The sequence below is a fragment of the Cellulomonas sp. S1-8 genome (assembly GCF_026184235.1).
In the GTDB taxonomy this organism is placed as follows: domain Bacteria; phylum Actinomycetota; class Actinomycetes; order Actinomycetales; family Cellulomonadaceae; genus Cellulomonas.
Window position 1 is genome coordinate 1,560,065 of sequence record NZ_CP110806.1, and the last position, 20,728, is coordinate 1,580,792.

Annotated in this window: 19 protein-coding genes; 7 read left to right on the forward strand and 12 right to left on the reverse strand. The window is 75.1% G+C overall.

The annotated features are described in order from the left end of the window. The first annotated feature begins 28 nt into the window (after positions 1-28). Together OKX07_RS06925 and OKX07_RS06930 are read left to right on the forward strand one after the other, a co-directional pair. Positions 29-1,531, forward strand: a complete 1,503-nt coding sequence (locus OKX07_RS06925) for an endo-1,4-beta-xylanase (protein ID WP_265631104.1) — start codon at positions 29-31, stop codon at positions 1,529-1,531. Positions 1,532-1,718: 187 nt separating this feature from the next. After that, on the forward strand, positions 1,719-2,399 hold the full coding sequence (locus OKX07_RS06930; RefSeq protein WP_265631840.1) for a VOC family protein: 681 nt from the start codon (positions 1,719-1,721) through the stop codon (positions 2,397-2,399). On the opposite strand, the gene OKX07_RS06935 is transcribed toward OKX07_RS06930, so the two are convergent. From OKX07_RS06935 to OKX07_RS06945, 3 genes are all read right to left on the reverse strand, one after another. Next, on the reverse strand, positions 2,354-2,839 hold the full coding sequence (locus tag OKX07_RS06935) for a hypothetical protein (RefSeq protein WP_265631105.1): 486 nt from the start codon (positions 2,837-2,839) through the stop codon (positions 2,354-2,356). The genes OKX07_RS06930 and OKX07_RS06935 overlap by 46 nt on opposite strands. 49 nt (positions 2,840-2,888) lie before the next feature. Further along, positions 2,889-4,553, reverse strand: a complete 1,665-nt coding sequence (locus tag OKX07_RS06940; RefSeq protein ID WP_265631106.1) for a hypothetical protein — start codon at positions 4,551-4,553, stop codon at positions 2,889-2,891. A 117-nt stretch (positions 4,554-4,670) separates the two neighbouring features. Then, the gene (locus tag OKX07_RS06945) at positions 4,671-5,471 is read right to left on the reverse strand and encodes an SDR family NAD(P)-dependent oxidoreductase (RefSeq protein WP_265631107.1); all 801 of its coding nucleotides are present in this window, start codon (positions 5,469-5,471) and stop codon (positions 4,671-4,673) included. A gap of 210 nt (positions 5,472-5,681) precedes the next feature. On the opposite strand from OKX07_RS06945, the gene OKX07_RS06950 reads away from it, so the two are divergent. The 3 genes from OKX07_RS06950 to rlmC are packed head-to-tail and all read left to right on the forward strand — an operon-like array spanning position 5,682 to position 7,771. Continuing rightward, entirely contained in the window at positions 5,682-6,119 is a 438-nt protein-coding gene (locus OKX07_RS06950) for an ArsR/SmtB family transcription factor (RefSeq protein WP_265631108.1), read from the forward strand. Then, positions 6,116-6,604 (forward strand): SRPBCC family protein, encoded by a 489-nt coding sequence (locus OKX07_RS06955; protein WP_265631109.1) that lies wholly within the window; start codon positions 6,116-6,118, stop codon positions 6,602-6,604. Before OKX07_RS06950 ends, OKX07_RS06955 begins: the two co-directional genes overlap by 4 nt. A gap of 39 nt (positions 6,605-6,643) precedes the next feature. Further along, positions 6,644-7,771: a 23S rRNA (uracil(747)-C(5))-methyltransferase RlmC gene (gene rlmC, locus OKX07_RS06960; RefSeq protein ID WP_265631110.1), complete on the forward strand. Its 1,128-nt coding sequence runs from the start codon at positions 6,644-6,646 to the stop codon at positions 7,769-7,771. A gap of 88 nt (positions 7,772-7,859) precedes the next feature. On the opposite strand, the gene OKX07_RS06965 is transcribed toward rlmC, so the two are convergent. The 8 genes from OKX07_RS06965 to OKX07_RS07000 all read right to left on the reverse strand — a co-directional run bounded on the left by OKX07_RS06965 (position 7,860) and on the right by OKX07_RS07000 (position 17,765). Then, positions 7,860-8,894 (reverse strand): LLM class flavin-dependent oxidoreductase, encoded by a 1,035-nt coding sequence (locus OKX07_RS06965; protein ID WP_265631111.1) that lies wholly within the window; start codon positions 8,892-8,894, stop codon positions 7,860-7,862. Between the two features lie 168 nt (positions 8,895-9,062). Next, positions 9,063-10,406 (reverse strand): patatin-like phospholipase family protein, encoded by a 1,344-nt coding sequence (locus OKX07_RS06970; RefSeq protein WP_265631112.1) that lies wholly within the window; start codon positions 10,404-10,406, stop codon positions 9,063-9,065. After that, positions 10,403-10,840 (reverse strand): hypothetical protein, encoded by a 438-nt coding sequence (locus OKX07_RS06975; protein WP_265631113.1) that lies wholly within the window; start codon positions 10,838-10,840, stop codon positions 10,403-10,405. Before OKX07_RS06975 ends, OKX07_RS06970 begins: the two co-directional genes overlap by 4 nt. Further along, positions 10,837-11,313: a hypothetical protein gene (locus OKX07_RS06980; RefSeq protein ID WP_265631114.1), complete on the reverse strand. Its 477-nt coding sequence runs from the start codon at positions 11,311-11,313 to the stop codon at positions 10,837-10,839. Before OKX07_RS06980 ends, OKX07_RS06975 begins: the two co-directional genes overlap by 4 nt. Then, the gene (locus tag OKX07_RS06985) at positions 11,310-12,311 is read right to left on the reverse strand and encodes an acetoacetate decarboxylase family protein (protein ID WP_265631115.1); all 1,002 of its coding nucleotides are present in this window, start codon (positions 12,309-12,311) and stop codon (positions 11,310-11,312) included. Before OKX07_RS06985 ends, OKX07_RS06980 begins: the two co-directional genes overlap by 4 nt. Further along, entirely contained in the window at positions 12,308-13,420 is a 1,113-nt protein-coding gene (locus OKX07_RS06990; RefSeq protein ID WP_265631116.1) for an alpha/beta hydrolase, read from the reverse strand. The genes OKX07_RS06985 and OKX07_RS06990 overlap by 4 nt, the downstream gene beginning before the upstream one ends. Next, the gene (locus OKX07_RS06995) at positions 13,417-15,297 is read right to left on the reverse strand and encodes a hypothetical protein (RefSeq protein WP_265631117.1); all 1,881 of its coding nucleotides are present in this window, start codon (positions 15,295-15,297) and stop codon (positions 13,417-13,419) included. The genes OKX07_RS06990 and OKX07_RS06995 overlap by 4 nt, the downstream gene beginning before the upstream one ends. After that, positions 15,294-17,765 carry a GMC oxidoreductase gene (locus OKX07_RS07000; RefSeq protein WP_265631118.1) on the reverse strand — a complete coding sequence of 824 codons (2,472 nt, stop codon included), beginning with the start codon at positions 17,763-17,765 and terminating at the stop codon, positions 15,294-15,296. The genes OKX07_RS06995 and OKX07_RS07000 overlap by 4 nt, the downstream gene beginning before the upstream one ends. Before the next feature lie 261 nt (positions 17,766-18,026). Between OKX07_RS07000 and OKX07_RS07005 the strand changes: the two genes are divergently transcribed. Together OKX07_RS07005 and OKX07_RS07010 are read left to right on the forward strand one after the other, a co-directional pair. After that, positions 18,027-18,671, forward strand: coding sequence for an alpha/beta fold hydrolase (locus OKX07_RS07005; protein WP_265631841.1), 645 nt, complete (start codon positions 18,027-18,029; stop codon positions 18,669-18,671). 87 nt (positions 18,672-18,758) lie between these two features. Next, on the forward strand, positions 18,759-19,190 hold the full coding sequence (locus OKX07_RS07010; RefSeq protein WP_265631119.1) for a DUF5684 domain-containing protein: 432 nt from the start codon (positions 18,759-18,761) through the stop codon (positions 19,188-19,190). A gap of 68 nt (positions 19,191-19,258) precedes the next feature. Here the strand turns inward: OKX07_RS07010 and OKX07_RS07015 are convergent, their stop codons facing one another. Next, entirely contained in the window at positions 19,259-20,713 is a 1,455-nt protein-coding gene (locus OKX07_RS07015) for an NYN domain-containing protein (RefSeq protein WP_265631120.1), read from the reverse strand. Positions 20,714-20,728 lie beyond the last annotated feature (15 nt).

Below are 20,728 nucleotides of genomic sequence, written 5' to 3' on the forward strand. Positions count from 1 at the left end.
CCCGCCCCCCGAGAAAGAGAGTGACGACGTGACCACGACACCACCACCCACCCGGCGCAGCAGGCTGCGCACGGCGACCGCCCTGCTCGCGGTCGCGGGCCTGACCGCGACGACCGCGCTCGCCCTGGCCGCACCGGCCGCGGCCGGCACCACCCTGGGCCAGTCGGCGAACGAGCGCGGCCGCTACTTCGGTGTGGCGATCGCGGCAGGCCGGATGAACGACGGGACCTACATGGGGATCGTCAACCGTGAGTTCGACTCGATCGTGGCCGAGAACGAGATGAAGATGGACGCCACGGAGCCGAACCAGAACCAGTTCACCTTCACCAACGGCGACCGGATCGTGAACCACGCCATCAGCCAGGGCAAGAAGGTCCGCGGTCACACCCTGGCCTGGCACGCCCAGCAGCCCGGCTGGATGCAGAACATGTCCGGCACCGCGCTGCGCAACGCGCTGATCAACCACGTCACGCGCGTTGCGACGTACTACCGCGGCAAGATCCACAGCTGGGACGTCGTGAACGAGGCGTTCGCGGACGGCAACGGCGGCGGCCGTCGTGACTCGAACCTGCAGCGCACGGGCAACGACTGGATCGAGGCCGCGTTCCGTGCCGCCCGTGCCGCCGACCCGGGCGCCAAGCTCTGCTACAACGACTACAACATCGACTCGATCAACCCGAAGTCGACCGGCGTGTACAACATGGTCCGCGACTTCAAGTCCCGTGGCGTCCCGATCGACTGCGTCGGGTTCCAGTCGCACTTCGGCACGACGATCCCCGGCGACTACCGGGCCAACCTGCAGCGGTTCGCTGACCTGGGCGTGGACGTGCAGATCACCGAGCTCGACATCGAGCAGGGGTCGAACCAGGCCAACGCCTACCGGCAGGTCGTCGAGGCGTGCCTGGGCGTGGCCCGCTGCACCGGCATCACCGTCTGGGGCGTCCGGGACTCCGACTCGTGGCGCACGGGAGCGAACCCGTTGCTGTTCGACGCCGCGGGAAACAAGAAGGCCGCCTACACCTCGACCCTCAACGCCCTCAACGCGGGGAACACCGGCGGCGGCGGCAACGGCGGGGGCGACAACGGCGGCGCGACGTCGATCGACACGAACGCCTGGTACGTGCTGGTGAACCGCAACAGCGGCAAGGCGCTCGACGTCTACAACCTGTCGACCGCCGACGGCGCCGACATCGTCCAGTGGGCCCGCAACAACGGCAACCAGCAGCAGTGGCAGTTCGTCAGCGCGGGCAACGGCGCGTACCGCGTCAAGTCGCGGATCTCGAACAAGATGCTGGACGTGTCCGGATGGTCGACCGCCAACGGTGGCGAGATCGTCCAGTGGTCCGACACCAACGGAGCGAACCAGCAGTGGACCGTGACCATCGCGAACGGTTACGCCTCGCTCGTCAGCAGGCACTCGGGCAAGGCGCTCGAGGTCCAGGGTGCCTCGACGGCGGACGGCGGCAACGTGGTGCAGTACACGAGCTGGAACGGAGCCAACCAGCAGTGGCAGCTCGTCAAGGTCGGCTGACGGCGGCTCGGCCGCGTCGATGAGCTGCTGACGGGTCGTGATCGCACCGGCTGCCTCCGCACCTCGTGCGGGGGCAGCCGGGCGTGGGCGTGTCGGACGGAGCGGCTAGCGTGCGGTCCGTGACCGTGACCTGGACGACCGCGTTCGTCGACCTGCCTGCGCCGTTGCACCCGGCCGGCAGCGCGTTCTGGGCCGCCGTCACCGCGACGACCCACTCGGAGCCCCGCGGCGAGGACGGGCAGTCCGGACGTTGCTGCCTGCCGAGGGGGACGCGTTCCTCCGGGTCCAGCAGCTCGACGCCGCGCCGCGCACCCATCTCGACCTGCACGTCGCCGACGTCGCCGCGCAGACCGGCCGCGCGGTCGGGCTCGGTGCGCGCGTGCTGCTGCGCGAGGAGCACGTCGTCCTGGCCTCGCCCGGGGGGTTCGTCCACTGCCTGGTGCCCGACGCGGGGGAGCGGGTCCGCCCGGAGCCGGTGACGGGTCCGCTCGGTGGGACCGCGCGGGTCGACCAGCTGTGCCTCGACGTCCCGTCCGCGCTGCTGGTGGTCGAGGTGGCGTACTGGACGGCGCTCACCGGGTGGCCCGCGCGCGCCGGGTCCCGTCCGGAGTTCACGGTGCTGCACCGGCCGGCGGGCGTCCCGCTGCGGCTGATGCTGCAGGAGCTCGGTGCGCAGGACCCGCGCACCACGGTGACGGCGCACCTCGACCTCGCGTGCGGCGCCGACGTCGACGTGGTGGCCGCCGAGCACCGGGTGCTCGGCGCGCGGGTGGTGGACGACGCGCACCCGTGGACCGTCCTGCGTGACCCCGCAGGGCTGGTCTACTGCCTGACGCCCCGCGACCCCGGGACCGGCACCGTCGGCTGAGCCCGCGCGGTGCGCCAGGCCCGCCACGCACCCGTGGACCACAGGGCCCACAGCACGAGGACCCCCTGGAACGGCAGCCGCGCGAGTCGCTTCGCGTCGGTGTCGAGCCCGAACCCGTCGTTGCCCTCGAGGTACTGCGCGACGTTCCCGGGGAAGATCGCGACGAAGAACGCGGCGGCCGCCGCACCCACCCACGGGCGGTACCGCCGCGGCGTCACGACCAGCGCGGTCCCCAGGGCGATCTCCACGACGCCCGAGCCGACGACGACCAGGTCGGCGTCGACCGGCACCCACGACGGCACCTGCGCCTGGAACTCCGCGCGTCCGGTCGTCAGGTGGCTGATCCCGGCGAACGCCAGGAACCCCCCGAGCACCACACGGCCGATCGTGCGGGCGATCCCGTCGCGTGCGGGGTCGTGCTGGTCGCTGTCGGTGCCCACTGCGTCCTCCTCGGCCGGTGCGTTCCCCCGAGGTTAGGACGCGCGCGGGTCACGCGCTCGGCGCCAGGAACGACCAGCTGGCTGCCAGGACGCGCGGGGCGGTGTCGTCGGGCACGAGCAGGACGCTCTGCACGACGCCGGAGGCGCGGATGTTCTGGCGTTCGCCGGTCTGGCCGGTCGCCTGGGCGAGCGCGTCGTCGGTGAGGCTGACGGTCCAGCCGGCCTCCATGCGCTGGTTGAACGTCAGGGACAGCGTCGAGGTGACCAGCACGCCGCCGTCGACCGGCACCACCTGCACGGGGCCGCCGGGGGCCGTGGGGTCCTCGGGTGCGCCGAAGACCGTGACCTGGGCGAGGTCGACCACGAGCTTGCCCTCGAGGTCGTTGCCCAGGAAGCTCCCGCGGGCGTCCGCCAGCTCGCCGAGCTCGACGCCCACCTCGGCGCCCGTCTCGAGGTGGGACCGCAGGAGCTCCACGCCCGCGAGCCCCGCCGCCACCTGCTCGGGCGTCGCGACGCTCGCGGCACCCGGCGCAGGCAGGGCCACCGTGTCGGCGGGCACCTCGAGCGCGAGGCTGGCCCGCCAGGGTGCGGTCGCCCGGTCCCGCTCGAACACCCGGATCTGGGGGTTCTCGCCGGGCGTGCCGTCGGTCGTCGGCTCGAGGAGCGCCACGAACCACATCGGGTACGACGTGAACTGCGGCACCGCTGCGTCGAGGGCCGAGTACGTCACCGTCGTGGCCGTCGGGGCCTCGCCACGTGCGGCAGCGAGCGTGGTGCGGAACTGCAGGAGCGCGAGCAGGCCGTCCGTGTCGGACGCCGCCCAGCCGCTGGCGTCGAGCTGCGAGGCGAGCGCGCTCGCCGCCGTCCTGCGCTCGCCGTACGACGCCAGTGCCGCGGCGATCTCGTCCTCGTCGGCGGCGATCCGCGCCGGGGCGGACGGGTGCTCGACGGCGGACGGCAGCGGGGTGCACGCGGTCAGCGCGACGGCGACACCCGCACCCAGCACGGCGGTGCGCGTGAAGGTGGGGCGCGCGGCGGCGGGGCGCGTGGCACCGACGGGTTCGGGCTCCGGCCCCGTGGACGTCCCTGCGCGCGACGTGGCCACCGCGGGTGGCCCCTCGGTGCGCACGCGGCGTCGGCGCACGAGCACGGCGCCGGCCACGAGCAGCGCGCCGACCGCGGCGACGCCGAGCGCCGCGACGAACGACCGCGGGACGAGCACGCCGAACGCCAGGGTGGTCGCCGCGGGACCACCCTGCGGCGCGACGACGAACGACACGGGCTCGTCCGCGAGCCTGACGTCGAGCGCCTGCGTGCCGTCGCCCGACGCGGAGTCGGTCCAGAACGTCGCCGCGGTCGGGTCCACCTCGGGTGCGTCGAGCTCGCCCTCGATCGCGTCGGTCCGCAGGGTCCCGGTGCGGTCCACGCCCCGCACCCAGGACGCGGCCACGCCGCGGACGTAGTCGCGCCCGTCGACGGGGTGGGCCGTGCCGAGGAACACCGGCCCGCCGGCCGACGTCGCCTCGACGTGCAGCGTCAGGTCGCGGACCGGGAACATGTCGAAGGCTGTCAGCGCGACGCCCGAGGGGGAGGGGACCTCGTCGGCGGGGAGCGAGGCGGTGTCGTCGGGACCGACGACCACGGCCACGGCACCGCCGACGAGCAGGAGGAGCCCGCCGACGGCCGACAGGACGATGGTGAGGAACGTGCGCACGGGAGCCCCCTGGGTGACGAATACGGTCAAACCGGGCGCGACGCTAGCAGCCCTCGGAGGCGCGGGGGGCGTGTTATCCACAGCCCCGTGGACAGGCCGCGCAGGCCGACCGGGTGCTCAGCAGGCGAGGAAGCCGCCGTCGACGGCGACCACGTTGCCGGTGACGTACCGCGCCTCGTCGGAGAACAGCCAGGCGACGGCGTCGGCCACCTCGCCCGTCGTGCCCGCTCGCCCCATGGGGAGCAGCGGCTCCCAGGCGTCGGCGCCGTCGGGGTGCAGGCCCGGCCCGGCGAAGAGCCCGGTGTCGATGGGACCGGGTGCCACGCCGTTGACGCGGATGCCCCGGTCGGCGAGCTCGACCGCGGCGCACCGGGTCAGGGCGTGCGCCGCGGCCTTGGAGGCGGCGTAGGGAGCGACGCCGCGGAAGACGGTGCGCACCGAGTGCACCGAGAGGTTGTTGACGATGGAGCCGCCGCCGGTGCGGGTCATGTGGCGGACCTCGGCGCGCATGCACAGCCACAGGGCGCGGGTGTTGACGGCGAAGGCGCGGTCGAAGTCCTCGGTCGTGGCGTCGGCGACCGTGCCGGGGCCGGTCACGCCGGCGTTGTTGAAGGCGTGGTCGAGGCGGCCCCAGATCGACGCCGCCTCGTCGATCGCGGCCTCGAGCCCGTCGTCGTCGCACAGGTCGGCGGTGACGAGCGCCGCCTGCCCGCCGGACGCGCGGATGCGCTCGACGACGCCGGCGCCGCGCGCGGTGTCGCGTCCCAGCACGACCACGCGCAGGCCGCGCCAGGCGAGCTCGAGCGCCGTCGCGGCGCCGATGCCGGAGGTGGCCCCGGTGACGAGGGCGACGCGTCGGGCGTCGTCGTCCCCCGGGACGCGGGCGTGCGTCGTGACGGTCTCCGCGGTGCGGTCCATCGGTGGTCCCCCTGGTGCCGTCGATGAGCAGGCTGCGGGCCGGCTCCGTCGGCAGCACGCGTGCGGGAGCGCTCCCGCGATCGTGACCCTAAAGGATGACGGGCGTCCGCCACAACACGATCCATCCCGTTCCGGGCGGGTTTGTCCGTATCCGTGAGAGGCGGCCGAAGGGCTTGTGCGGGCTGCCGTCCACCGCTAACGTACAACCTTGTGGTTGTAGATCAGCGGGCGCGCGAGGACCGGGAGGCCGACAGGCTCTTCCATGCCCTCGCCGACGGCACGCGGCGCGACATCCTGCGCCGCGTGCTTGTGGAGGGGGCCTCCGTCTCGGCCCTCGCCGCCCCCTACGCCATGAGCTTCGCGGCCGTGCAGAAGCACGTCGCGGTGCTCGAGCAGGCGCAGCTCGTCGTCAAGGAGCGGCGGGGGCGCGAGCAGATCGTGCGCGGCGACGTCGCCACGGTGCGCCGCGCAGCCGACCTGCTCACCTCGCTCGAGGAGCTGTGGCGCTCCCGCGTCGAGCGCATGTCCGCCGTCCTGGTGGACCTCGACGTCGCCGCCGACGCGCCGCACCCAGCCGCGGACGTCACGCCACCCGCACGACCCGCCCCGGAACGCCGGGACGGCCGACCCACCGGAGGAACGTCATGACCGTTCTGAGCGCCACACCCGACACCCAGGAGCTCACCCTCGTGGTCGTCGCCGACCTCGCCGCCACCCCCGAGCGCGCCTGGCGCCTCTGGGCCGACCCGACCCAGCTGCAGCGGTGGTGGGGCCCGCCGACGTGGCCGGCCACGTTCGACGCCCACGACCTGCGCCCCGGTGGCGTCGCGAAGTACCACATGACCGGGCCCGACGGCACGCGCGCGAACGGCCACTGGACGTTCTCCGACGTCGACGAGCCCCGCGGGCTCGAGATCGACGACCGCTTCGCCGACGAGCACGGGGAGCCCGACGCCGCCATGCCCGCGACGCGCATGGTCGTGGCGCTCGAGCCGGGCGGCACCGGCACGATCATGACGATCACCTCGCACTTCCCGTCCGCGGAGGCGCTCGCGCAGATGCTCGCGATGGGCATGTCCGAGGGGCTGCAGGAGGCCGTCGGGCAGATCGACGCGATCCTCGCCGAGGGCTGACCTCGCAGGGCCCGGGGGCGCGGCCCGTACCCTGGGTGGGTGCGCTGCGGGTACTTCGACGCGGGGGTGTGCCGCTCGTGCACGCTCCTCGCGCAGCCGTACCCCGACCAGGTCGACGCGCAGGCGCGGCACGTCCGCGCGGTGCTCGGCGACCCGGCCGACGTGGGGTGGCTGCCGACCGTCGTGAGCGCCGAGGCGGGATTCCGCAACAAGGCGAAGATGGTCGTCGCGGGCACCGTGGACGCACCCACCCTCGGCATCCTCGACGCCCACGGCCACGGGGTGGACCTGCAGGGCTGCCCCCTGTACCCCGCGGCCCTGAGCGCGTCCTTCGCGCCGCTCGCGGCGTTCGTGACGCGCGCCTCCCTGACGCCCTACGACGTGCCGACGCGCGCCGGCGAGCTCAAGCACGTGCTCGTCACCGCGTCACCGGACGGCGAGCTCATGGTGCGGTTCGTGCTGCGCAGCACCGAGGCGCTCGCCCGCATCCGCAAGCACCTGCCGTCGCTGCGGTCCGACCTGCCGCACCTCGTCGTCGCGTCCGTGAACGTGCAGCCGGCCCACGCCGCCGTCCTCGAGGGCGACCACGAGATCCTGCTCACGGAGCGCGCGACCCTGCGGATGCGCGTCAACGGGCTCGACCTGCACCTGCGTCCGCGCAGCTTCTTCCAGACCAACACCGAGATCGCCGCCGCGCTCTACCGCCAGGCGGTGGCGTGGGCGGACGAGGCCGCCGTGACGTCCGTATGGGACCTGTACAGCGGTGTCGGGGGGTTCGCGCTGCACCTCGCGCGTCCCGGGCGTGACGTCGTCGGCGTCGAGACGAGCGCCGAGGCCGTCGCGAGCGCCGAGCTGACCGCGCGCGACGCCCGGCTGCCCGGCACCCGGTTCCTCGTCGGGGACGCCACGGCGTTCGCCCTCGCCGCCACCGACGTCCCCGACCTCGTCGTCGTCAACCCGCCCCGGCGGGGTCTGGGCGAGCCGCTGAGCCGCCGGCTCGAGGCCAGCGGGGTGCCGCGCGTCCTGTACTCGTCGTGCCACGCGGGCTCCCTGGCCCGGGACCTGACGCACATGCCGTCGCTGCGCCTGGTCCGCGCCCAGGTCCTCGACATGTTCCCCCACACCCACCACCACGAGGTCCTCACCCTCCTCGAACGCACCCCCTGACCCGCGAGTGCGGGGGATACGTGTCGAGTGCGGGGGAAACGACCCCCGCACTCGTGACGTTTCCCCCGCACTCGCGGGAGGGGGAGCGTCAGGCGAGGGCGGCCGTCAGGAGGCGGAGGGTCTGCTCGCGGGCCGGGGACGTGCCCGCGGGGGTGCCGCGGGTGGCGCCGGCGACGGGCTGGATCATGATCTCGTCGGTGCCGAGGCGCGTCGCCAGCGCACGGACCTGCGCCGCGGCGGACGTCGGGTCGCCGATCACCCAGCTCGCGGTCAGCGCGGCGAGCGCGTCGTCGGCGCGGGCCGGCAGGGGAGCAGCCTCGGCGTCCTCGACGAGCTCCTGGGGCTCGAGGGTCATGCCGGAGCGCAGCCGCCACATGGTGCGGACCTGCGGCAGGGCGAGGCGGTGGGCCTCCTGGGTGGTCGGCGCGACGGCCACGTTGGCGACCGCGATCGTGCGCGGCTCGGGCATCGCGTCCGACGGCACGAACGTCCGGCGGTACAGCGCGACCGCCTCGTCGGTCCCGCTCCCCGCGAAGTGGTGGGCGAACACGTACGGCAGCCCGAGCCTCCCGGCGAGCTGCGCCGAGTACGACGACGACCCCAGCAGCCACAGCTGCGGCGCCGACACGGCGCGGGGCGTCGCCCGCAGCGGGTACGACGTCGAGCCGACCCGCACCGTCACACCCTCCGGGCGGACGAGGCCCGCGAGCGCGGCGACGTCGTCGTCGAACGTGTCGACCCCGTCGCCCGTCGACCCGCGCCGCAGCAGGTGGCTCGTCACCGGGTCGGAGCCGGGTGCCCGTCCGATGCCGACGTCGACGCGGCCCGGGTACGCGGCCTCGAGGAGCGCGACCTGCTCGGCGACGACCAGCGGCGAGTGGTTCGGCAGCATCACCCCGCCGGACCCGACCCGCACCCGCGTCGTCGCGGCGGCGACGAGCGCCATGAGCAGCGGGGCGTTGGTCGCCGCGACGGCCGGCATGTTGTGGTGCTCGGCCACCCAGTAGCGCACCGCGCCGACCTCGTCGGCGACACGCGCCAGCGCGAGGGTCGCCGCGACGGCGTCGGCCGTGGTCTGGTCGGAGCGGACGGGCACGAGGTCGAGCACGGAGATCGCAGTCACCTCGAGGGCAACCCCGTCGCCCACCACACCATTCCGCGCCCGTCCCTCTCCCGCCCGGCGTCACACCTGTCGAGTGCGGGGGAAACGTCACGAGTGCGGGGGAGACAACCCCCGCACTCGTGCAGTTTCCCCCGCACTCGCCGTGGGGGTGGGCGGGTGGGGGTGCGGTCAGGCCGGTCGGGTCAGGGCGTCCGCGCGGGCCAGGAAGCGGCGGACCACGTCCGCGCGGCGCAGGACGCCCCGCACGCCCACCGGCTCGACCGACGCGAGCAGGCGTCGCAGGCCGTCACCGCCCAGGCGCAGCTCGCCGTCGAGCACCGACGCGCCGTCGTCGCACGCCCGGACCGTCAGGTGCACGCGGTCCAGGTCGCGCAGGCGGTCCGGGCCGGGGTCGTCGACGGTGTCGCGCCGGGCGACCACCTCGAGGAGCCGCCCGTCGATCCGGGTCGTCGCGACGTACGCGAGCGTGCCGTCGCCGCGCACCACGTGGCCGTCGGCGAGGAACGAGCGTGTGTCGCCGACCGTGAGCGCGCCCGCGACCAGGGCGGCCGTCGCGAGCCCGTCGAGCGGCAGGACGACCGTGAGGTCGAGCGTCACGTCCTGCCCGTCGGCCTGCCCGCGCAGCCGCTCGGTGAAGCGGGCCGACGGCGGCGGGTCGGGGGTGGCCGTCGACGCGACCGTGTGCGGGACGCCGCCGGCGGTGCGCGCGTCGAGGTACCGGCGTGCGTCCCGGTAGCCGAGCTGCACGAGCGAGTCCGCGTCGACGCGCCCCAGGTACAGCTCGGGGTCCAGGGGCAGGGGCAGCTGCGGGTGCACGACGTGCAGGACGAAGTCGCGGCCGGTCGCCGCCGCGAGCTGCAGGTCCGCGGCGAGCGCACCCGCGGCGCTCATCTCGATCATGTGGACGTACTGCTCGAGCGGGCCGTCGCGCCAGGCCGGGCTGTTGCCGATGCACCACACCAGCCACACCTCGTCGGCGCCGCGGCGCAGGGCCTCGGCGACGTTCGCGTCGCGGACCCACACGGCGTCGGTCCAGACGTGCCCGTCGCGGTGCAGCGGCGTCACCCAGCCGGGCAGCGACATCCCGGCGGCCAGCAGCGGGGCGTCGACGTCGCGCGCGTCGAGGGCGACGCACGCCTTGGTGACGAAGTCGACGACGTTGAACGTCCCGGCGACGTCGGAGCGGCGCACGGCGTCGACGTCGATCCCGAGCGCCGGCATGACGCGCTGCACCATGCCGTCGGCGTCGCCGATCGCCGGCAGGTTCCACGGCCCCCGCAGGTAGTCGCGCAGGGGCAGCGCGGAGCCGAAGTCCCGGACGTCGACGTCGCGCCACCGCCGGCACAGGTCGGCCGCGCCGACGCCCGACAGGTGCGCCGCCGCGGTGAGGATGCCGCCCGACGTGCCGTCGACGTGGTCGAACGTCAGGCCGTCCTCCTCGAGGGCCAGGAGCACGCCCGCCTGCCAGGCGACGCGCATTCCGCCGCCGGCCAGGACGAGCGATCGGCTCATGACGCGCCCGTGCGGCGCCCGTGCGGCAGCCGCCGCAGGTGGAGGAGCAGCAGCGCGGCGGTGAGCAGGTCGAACGCCGCGACGGAGAGCGCGAGCGGGTCGAAGACGCCGCGCGCGACGCCGAGACCGACGGCGAGCGCCGCGCCGGCCTTCTGCACGGCGGCCCACAGGACCACGTCCGGGTCGTGCCGTGGCCGCGCGAGCGTCGTCGCGAGCAGGGCGCCGACGACGACCATGAACATGCCGACCGTCGCGAACAGGTGCGCCGTGGTCACGTCCGTGAACGCCCCGAGCCGCGTCAGGACGAACGCCGGGGCGACGACCTGCAGGACCCCGGTCGCCACCGTCACCCACGCGATGACGCGCAGCACCAGGACGAGCCGGTCGGCGGGTGACGTGCGCGGGCCCGTGCCGCGGTCGCCGGCGGTGCTCACGTCAACGCCCCCAGCAGGTCGCCGCGCGCGACGACGTACCAGACGATCGCCACCCAGGTCAGCGTGGACCCGTAGAACCGCACGTCGTTGAGGACCATCCAGCGGCGCAGCAGGCCGGAGAGCTCGGTGTCGTCGGCGAACAGCCCGCCACGGATGCGCTTGTTGACGGGGATGATGAGGGCCTGCCCGACGAACGTCAGGACGAACACCCCGACGAGGCACGCGACGCCGAACCACACCCAGCGGGTGCCCCACTCGGTGACGACGAGCACGATCGCGGCGACGAACATCGGCGGCACCACGACGGTGAAGAACGTCGTCGCCCGGCGGGTGGGGACGCCGAAGTGCACGGCGACGTTCTCGCGCGTCAGGCCGGGCCACGTCGGGAACAGGAACAGCTTGAGGACCCACATGGTGCCGACGTACATCGTGGCGCCGAACAGGAACACCAGGGCCGCGACGTAGGTGATCACGGTGCGTCCACCGCCTCCTGCTGCGCGCGGTCCGGTGCCTCCGCCTCGACGCCGGGCCGCGACCGGTCCGGCGCCGGGGGCCACTGCTCGCCGCGACCCAGCCCGACGACCGACTCCAGCGGCCCCCCGAACCGGCCGGCCGCGGTCGCCGCGTCGGCGTCCGCGAGGGTCGGTGCGGTGAGGAACCACGCCTCGTAGTGGTCGTCCAGGACGCCGCGCGCGGCCGGCAGGTACGCGGTGAACAGCGGACGCCGACCGATCCCGAGGTCGCGCAGCGGTGCGACGCCGGGCGCGTCGCCGAGGACGAGCCGCGCGCGGGCGCCCGGGCCGACGGCCACGTCCCCGACCGCGTCGATGTAGATCGTCGAGCGCCACAGCATGCCCCGCCACGCGCAGTAGTTGGCCGCGGCCATCCGCAGCGGCAGCCCGGTGGGCGACGGCCGCTCGATCTCGACGTACGCGCCGAGCCGGCCGTCCTCGTCGTCGTACTGCGCGGACACGGTGCGCTCGCCCTCGACGAAGTCCAGGCGCGCCCGGTGCTTCGGCATGCCCCAGATGCCCTTGCCGCCCTTGACGGACACCTCGGTGCTGACAGGCAGGTCGACCACGTACTGCCCGACCCGCAGGGTGCGCTGCAGGGCCATCGGCAGCAGGGGCGGCGCCGGTCGCGGGCCGTGCGTGCACGCGATCGCTAGCGAGTACTCGATGTACCGGCCGATGTCGGTGGCGCGGTAGTCGACGACCGTGACCACCAGGACGCCCTTGCCGAAGCCCAGGCTCACGGGGTGCAGCTCGTCGCCCGGCAGCGCGGCGCGGGCCGCGGCCAGGGAGATCGGGAACGCCGCCATCAGCACGGCCGACTCCTCGGAGCTGACCGGCAGGGCGTACGGGATGGTGTCGACGCGTGCCGCTCGGCCGGTGAGGCGGCGCTGGCGGCGGGGGACGGGCGACGGCAGGGCGCCGAGCACGGCGCGGGCCACGGAGACGACGGCGTTCATCGGTCCAGCTCCTCGAGGATGACGGGATGGGTGTCGCGCCACGCGTGGCGGCCGAAGACCACGTCCAGGTGCCCGTACCCGGGCAGGACGTGCAGTGTGTGGCCCGCATCGGGCTGGTGGTGGGTGAAGAACGCGTGCGACCGCACCTGCGACTCGGGCAGGAAGCACCGGTTGTCGACGCCCGCGAGGAACGAGAACCGGGCCGTCGTGCGCGGGGCGCGGACGCCCAGGCCGACGGGGAGCTCCGGGTGGTCACGGACGGCGACCAGGTGCCCGGCGTCGATCGAGGCCCGCATCTGCGCGAAGAACGACATCGGCACCTCGGCGAACTCGCCGGTGATCCAGTCGTGCGTGGCCCGGTCGAGGTTGCGGTGCGACCACAGCGCCGGGTACCCGCTGCCGTACGTGAAGCTGACCATGCGGCACACGAGGTTGTCGCACTCGGGGTGCGTCAGGTCGACCAGCCGACGCACGACCTTCGACAGGTTGCCCTCCGAGCGGTACGCCCACGCCGGTGACAGGTGCGGCGTCAGGTGCTCGAGCAGCGGCGCCAGGTACCGGATCTTGAACGCCGAGAACCACGGCACCACCGGGTGCAGGCTCACGGCGTTCGTCACGACCGTGTCGACCCGCGGCAGCAGCCCCGCGACGGCGGCCATGGTGAACGACGTCGACCCCTGGCAGTGGACGAACGCCTTGAGGGTCGGCGCGCCCGTGGCCGCCAGGACGTGCTCCACGGCCGCCGGGTGGTCGTGCACCGCCACGTCGCACAGCGTCCACGGCACGGGGTCGAGGTCGATCGACGCGCGCCAGTTGAGCATCCACACGTCCCAGCCGGCCTCGAGGAGCAGGTCGACGAGCGTGCGGGGCGTCGGCGGGCGGAACAGCTCGGCGCGCACGCCCGCCCCGTGCACCAGCAGCACGGGCCCGCGCCACGGCTCGACGGGTCCGCGCACGTGGACGAGGGACAGGCGGGTGCCGTCGCCCGCGGTGAGCGGCACGACCTCGGTGCGGTGGTCCGCGCGCGTCACCCGCGAGCCGCGCGGGGGAGCGGGGGGCGGCACGGGCGGCGACGTGGCCGGGGTGCGGCGGGCGGGTGCGACGGTCATGGTGCGAACCCCTTCCGGGCGATGACGAGCGGTTCCTCCAGCAGGCGCACGCGCGGCAGACCGCCCGCGGGCACGGGTCGGGCTCCGGCCGCGTCGCGCGCGACTTCCCAGTCGCGGCACACCGCGTCGACGACGAGCGTGTGCAGCACGAGCGCGCCGTCGGCCCGCAGGTGCAACCGCAGGAACCCCTTGTGGTCGTCGACGGACTGACCGGACATCTGCCACGACGCGACGGCGCCGGTGCGTCGCGAGACCAGGAGCAGCGCGAACGCCTGCGTGCCGAGCAGCGCACCGGCGGCCCACGCGACGACGACCACCCCCGCGACGACACCGGCGGACGACCATGCGGCAGGCCACGGCAGCGCCGTCAGCAGCACCAGACCGGTCAGGCCGGCCGCGAGCTGCAGCACCAGCCCGACGCTCGCCGGGACCGTGCTCGCGAGCCGGCCTCGGGGGGCCAGACGCGCGGCCACGACGTGCACGACGACCAGCGCCGCCCCCCAGGTGAGCACGACCGCGGCGAAGCGCGCCGCGTCGGACGCCGGCGTCGCGCGGACCGTGACGACGCCCGCACCGGGACGCACGAGGTCGAGCACGGCCGCGAGTGCCACGACGAGGACGAGCTGCACGCACCCGAGGGCCACCAGCAGCCCGGGGTTGCGCCGACCCGCCCACCACCGTCCGCACGGGTTCGCGACGCGGCGGGCCAGCCGGCGCGACGTCGCCCGGTCGGGGTAGGTGGGGCCCGACCTGTCGAACGGCACGCGGGGTGCGTCGTCCCGTCGCCGCGCCCCGGGGGCGGGCAGGTCGACGTGGTCCGGCAGCCGGTGCGTGTCGCCCAGGTACGCCCCGCCGAGCCCGCAGGTGACGGCCTGCACGGACCGGGGGTCGCGTCCCGCGGGCGCCCCCGCGGGGCCGTCGGCGTGGGCGCCGTCCGGGGGGCGCTGCGCGTAGCGGCTGGCGTGGTGCGAGTCCCCCGAGAGCCACAGCCGGACCGCGGCGCCGGTCGGCTCGGGCTCGTCCCGGCCGGGGACGCGTCGCAGGTGCACCAGCTCCCGCTCCACGAAGTGGAGCTGGTCGAACGCGTCGCGGTGGTCCGCGACGTGCGCCCAGGCGGGTTCCGCGGCGCACACCACGACGGCGTCACCCGGGCGCAGGTGGGCCGTGAGGTGCGTCCGCAGGTGCTCGAGCTGGGGCTCGTCGACGTACTCGCCGAGCTGGCTGTCGAGCAGCAGCAGCCACCAGCCGTGCCCCAGGCGCATCGCACCGTACGAGCGGCGCTGGACCGTGCGCCAGCCGCCGATCGCCGCGCCGCGCGCGAACACCCGCAGGAACGAGGTGAGCCCGTCGTACCAGTCGTGGTTGCCGGGGACGGCGAGGAGCGTCGGCGCGGTCGTCGCGTCGCGCGGGGTCCCGGGGGCCGGCGCCGGCAGCGCGGCGGCGTACGGGCCGAGCGTGCGGTCCTCGTACGCCCGCGCGGAGGCGGCGGGGTACACCTCGTCGCCGCCGAGCACCAGCACGTGCCCGCGCGGCAGCGTGCGGGGGATGCCCGGTGACCCGTCGGGGCCGTCGGGGCCGGCGACGGTCAGCGTCGGCGCGGCCAGCAGCGCCGCGACCGTCGCGGTGGCGTCGAACCCGTCGCCGAGGTCGGCCGTGAAGTCGATCCAGAGGTCGCCGTCCGGCCGGTGCACCGGCTCGAGCGGTCCGGCCGGCAGCGCCGCCTGCACCTCGCGCTTGTCGCCGTAGTCCGCGAAGACCTGCGCGAGCACCGCCTTCAGGGCGGTGCGGGCGAGCTCCGGCGGGTCGAGCCAGCGCACCGCGGGGCGGGGGACGAACCCCAGCTCCTCGGCGTGCGCCGCCAGCTCCCGAAGCCTCATCGCGCGGCCCCGACGCTCACGGGACGCGGGCCGCGGGGCGCGACGTACACGTCCCACAGCTCGCCCAGGAACAACCGTCCGAAGGCCGCGAGGGTGTGCCCCCCGCGCCCGCCGGTCGTGCGGAACGTCGTGAGCTGACGCGCGAGGTCCTGCGGGCGGATGACGATCACACCCGCACCCAGCACCTCCGCCCCGGCCGCGTGCGGCCCGGCGCCCACGGCGTCGTCGGCGAGCGCCGCCAGGACGGTCTCGACCTCCTCCGGGGTGTCGTCCGGCGGCGGCGGCACGTGCCCGACGAGCACCCTGACCAGCAACGTCGTCGTGTCGGCCCAGACGTCCAGGCCGGGGTCGTCCTCCACGTGCTTGGCCCCGACGAGCGTCAGCGGGGAACCGGCGGCGTCGCGCAGCCAGAGCCGGTACAGCATGCGCCGGCCCGGCACGCCGTGGGGGTGCACGAAGAGCGAGAACCAGCCGCGTGAGACCTCGAGGCGCCCACCGAGCGCGTCGCAGTCGACGTGGCCCGTCGCCTCGGCGCGGTGCAGCGGGTCGTCGACGAACGCCTCGACGTCGTCGGCGGTGATCGTCAGCACGAACGTCAGGCGGGTGCGGCGGGACCGGCCCAGCGCGGCGCCGCGGTGCGGGTCGGTCTCACCCAGCGCGAACGCACCCGTCATCCGCTCGGTGAACGCGACCGAGCGTGGCGGGCGGGCGGGCGTCTGGGCGGGGCGCGCCGCCGCGGCGTCGGCCGGTGCCGCCCGTCCGGGCGTGCGGGCCCACGACCAGTCCTGCGCGAGCATGCGCGTGCAGGCGCGGTCGGCCATCGCGGCGATGGTCAGGGCGGGGTTCGCCCCGACGGGTCCGGGCATGGCGGCGCCGTCGACGACGTGCAGGCCCCGGTGCCCGCGGACCTCGCCGTGCTCGTCGCACACGCCCTCGCCGACGTGCCGGCCGACCGGGGCCCCGCCCAGCGGGTGCACGGTGACGACACGCTTGACCCACCACAGCGGGTTGTCCTCCATGTCGGCACCGAGCTGTGCGCCGATCGCGGCCATGCGTGCGCGCAGGTCGGCGAAGTACTCCTGGGACGTCGCGGTCGTCCAGTCGACGGCGAGCCGCCCGTCGTGCAGCGACATGCGGCCGTCGGGGATGTCGCGCCCCATGCCCAGCAGGGGCAGCGAGCCGGACGAGAGGTGGCCGTCGCCGAGCAGGGCGGCGAGGTCCGCGGAGATGTTCGACCGTCCGTGCGCGAACGTCCGTTTGCGCACGACCTGCCAGGCGAACGCCGCCGCGCGCCGCGCGACCGAGCGCAGCTGCGCGGTCTCGACGAGCCAGCCCATGAAGCCGGGGAAGCCCGCGTCCTCGATGTAGGCGCCACGGCCCGTGGCCTGGCCCCCGTCGAGCGCGTCCGGGGTGCGCACCGCGGTCGTGATCACGGGCCCGGTGCCGCCGTCGACGGCCAGCGGCCGCCCGTCGCGCGTGCAGTTCAGCAGGAGCGTGAGCAGGTCACCGTTGCCGGAGAACCGCGTGCCGAGGGCCGGCCCGAGCGCGGGCAGGGACGCGCGGTTGCGCAGCAGCAGGAACGTCGTGCCGAAGGAACCGGCGCCGAGGACGACGCGCCGCGCGAGCAGGTGCCGCTCGGGCAGGTCCCGCGTGGCCGTCGCGCCGTCGGACGTCGGGTCGTGCACCAGGTACGTCACGCGGTACCCGCCCCCGTCGAGCGGCCGGACGCCGCGCACCTCGTGCAGGGTGCGCAGGTCCGCCCCCGCGTGCGCGGCGGCGGACAGGTAGGTGTGGTCGAGGCTGTTCTTGGCGCCGCTGTTGCAGCCCAGGTCGCACTCCCCGCAGAGCGTGCACGTCCGCCGTGCCCCGCGCTCCGCGTGCACGCTGCCGTAGGCGGCGGGCGGCAGGTCCCGCCCCGGGGTGGGCTGCTGGCCCGGGAGCCCGAACGTGACGGCGAGCGGGGGGCGCATCGCGGGCATCCCGAGCTCGACCGCCGCGCGCTCGACGGCGAGCGTCTTGGGCGTGTCCTGGTAGGGGTACGGCGTCGGGTGCAGCATGCGCTCGACCTCGTCGTAGTGCGGGTCGAGGTCGGCGCGCGACAGCGGCCAGTGCTCGTAGCCGCCGCCCGGCAGCGGGGACTCGTGGACGAACCACCGCTCGTCCTTGCGCAGCAGCACGTTCGCGTAGATCAACGAGCCGCCGCCGAGGCCGCTGGACACCAGGCCCTCGAGCCCGCGGAACGTCCACGCGTCGAACAGGCCGTACAGCTGCTCGCTCGGGTCCCAGAAGCTGCGGCCCATCTGCGCGGGGGTCCGGGCGAAGTCGCCGGGCGCGTAGGCGCGGCCGCGCTCCATGACGACGACCGAGCGGCCGCCGGTCGCCAGGCGGTACGCCGCGACCGACGCGCCGAACCCGGAGCCGACGACGAGCGCGTCGACCACCTCGTGCCCCGCTGCGCCGTGCGCCATCGTCGGCCACCTCTCCGTCGCACCGTGCGCCGCGCTGCGGTGCTGATGGGAAAGAGGTGTGATGCGCGTCACAGATACGACGGGTGGGGCGGGGACGTCCCGGGCCGGTACCGGACGGCGGGTCTAGGGTCGCCGGGGTGAGGCAGGACGCGGTGGAGCGCTCAGGAGTCCGTCCGGACCGGCTGCCCCGGCACCCGGCCCCCGGGGGGGCTCGTCGGGCCGCTGTGGGTCGTCACGCGGGGGACCGGCCCGCCGCTCGTCCTGCTGCACGGCAACGGCGAGGACCACCACGTCTTCGACCTGATGGTCCCCGCGCTGGGCGCCCGCCGCACGCTCGTCGGCATCGACATGCGCGCCCACGGGCGCAGCCCGCGCGGCGACGGCCCGCTGCGGATCGCGACGATGGCCGACGACGTGGCCGAGGTCCTGGACGAGCTCGGGCTGGTCGGCGCGGACGTGCTCGGCTTCTCCGACGGCGGCAACGTGGCGCTCGAGCTGGCCGTCCGTCACCCCGCGGGCGTGGGCAGGCTCGTCGTCGTCGGGGCCAACCTGTTCCCCGCCGGGCTGACCGCGTCGACCGTCGCCGAGATCCGCGCGGCGCACGCCGTCGTCGGCGCGCTCGCGCGCGTGCTGCCCGCCCTGCGCGTCCGGGCCGAGAAGGTCGCGCTGATGGTCCACGACCCGTGCCTCGACCCGGCGGACCTCGCCCACGTGCGGGTGCCGACGCTGGTCGTGGTGGGCGAGCGGGACCTCGTGCGACCCGAGCACACCCGGCTCGTCGTCGACTCGATCCCCGGCGCGCGCCTCGCCGTCGTGCCCCGCGCGGGGCACCTGCTGCCGCGACGGCGCCCCGCCGAGCTGGCCGCGCTGGTCGACGACTTCCTCGCGGTGGCAGCCCTCCGCTGAGGGGTACGACGACCCCGCGAGAATGCACCCGGTCCAATCATCCGAAACGGGGCACAGCGGGCTCCCAGGAACGCTACGGTTCGCGCCATGTCCCTCTTCCTCACGGTCCCCCTCACCGACGCCGAGACGGCCGCCGCAGCCGGCGGTGCCGCCGTCGTCGGCCTCATCTTCGGCCTCATCGGCTACGTCATCGGCGCTCTCGGCCTCATGGGCGTCTTCACCAAGGCCGGCAAGCCCGGCTGGGCCGCCTTCGTCCCGATCTACAACCTCATCGTGCTGCTCGAGGTCGTCGGCCGGCCCCTGTGGTGGTTCGTGCTGTTCCTGATCCCGGGCGTCAACGTCATCGCGATGATCATCGTCATGAACGACCTGTCGAAGTCCTTCGGGCACGAGGTGGGCTTCACCGTCGGCCTCGTCCTGCTGACCGTGGTGTTCACGTGGATCCTGTGGCTGGGCTCCAGCACGTACCGCGGCCCGTCCGCGGCCGTCGCGGCGCCGAGCACCGCCTACGCCGCCTGACCCACCTCCCGTCCACCGTCCGGCCCGGTCGCCCTGCGGGGGACCGGGCCGGACCGCGTCCGGGGGCGTCAGCCGACGAGCCCGCCGCCCACCCACGCGCGGATGGCCGCGGCGTCTCCGTTTGTCAGCTCCATGCGGGCGCCGCGGCACAGGCCGATGACGTTGTCCGCCCAGCCGCGCGCGACCAGCTCCGGGGTCGGCTTCCCGTCGAGCGACAGGCCCGTGTAGAGCACGCCCGAGATGACGAAGTTGACGGTCGAGCGCCCGACCTTGGCCCCGGACTGCTGGCAGGCCTCGTGCACGCGGCGCGACGTCGCGACCCGGTCGAACGGGTGCGCGCCGACGTCCGCCGCGAGGGCCTTGAGCAGCACGCGGTACTGCGCCTGGCTCAGCCCCGGGGTGTCCGTCACGGCGATGACCTGCCGCTGCAGCTCGTTGGGGGCGGTGTCGGCGACGGCGCCCGGCAGGTCGGCCTCACCGAAGCGCTGCGGGTCCCACACGTGCCCCGGCGGCCGCGTCGACACGTCGAGGTCGGGCAGCGCACGGGCGAGCCACTGCGTGAAGCCGCCGGTGCCCGCCCACTGCGACGCTGCGAGCGACGGGTCGGCGCTCTGCGCGACCTGCGCGGCCGCGCCCAGCGGGAGCGGGGAGTCGGCGGTCCGCACGGCGCGGCGCACCGCGCGACGGGCCCGGGCCTCGGCCTCGTCGACGACCCGCTCCGTGACGCGGGCCTTCGCCGTCGTGCGCGGCGCAGCCACGGCGGGCGGGGCCTCGTCCGCAGGTGCGTCGGTCACGACCGGGGCCTGGTCCGCGGGCTCGTCCGCGACGACCGGACCCGTGGCGGTCGCCGCACGCGTCGCCCGACGCGACCTCCCCCCGCGCGCCGTCGGGGCAGCGGCCTCCGGGGCGGCGGCGCCGGGCTCGGCGACGACCGGCTCGGGCTGCGCCGCCACGGGCTCCGGCGTGGGCTCGGCCACGAACGTCGACGCCGTCTGGGTCACGAGGTCGGCGAGCGCGTCCGCGCCGATGACCGTGTCGGCGACCGAGCGGTACGCCGAGGCGGCCGGCGACGCCGTGATGATCGTCACGCGGCGGTCGTCGGCCCGGCACCGCTGCGCGAGCGGGGTGAAGTCCGCGTCGGCGGACACGATGACGAACTCGTCGTAGCGCGTGGTCGCGGCCAGGGCGTCCACGGCGTCGAGCACGAGGTTGATGTCGGCGCTGGACTTGCCCTGCTGCGTCAGCGACGGGCAGTCCACGACCGTGAACCCCGCGCGCGTGAAGTTGGGACGGAACCGCGAGTACACCGACGGGTTGAGGTAGCACGCGCGGACCAGGAACCTGCGGGTGAGGTCCCCGTCGACGTCGGACCCCTGGCCCAGCTCGGACAGCCAGTGGCCGGGGTCGGTCGCGAACGCCTCGGCCGCCTGCGGGTCGAGCCGCGCGAGGCCGATGTACACGTTGTCGAAGTCGACGAACAGCGCGGAACGCAGGCGGCGGACGGGTTCGGAGGTGATGGTCACACCCCCATCCTGCCG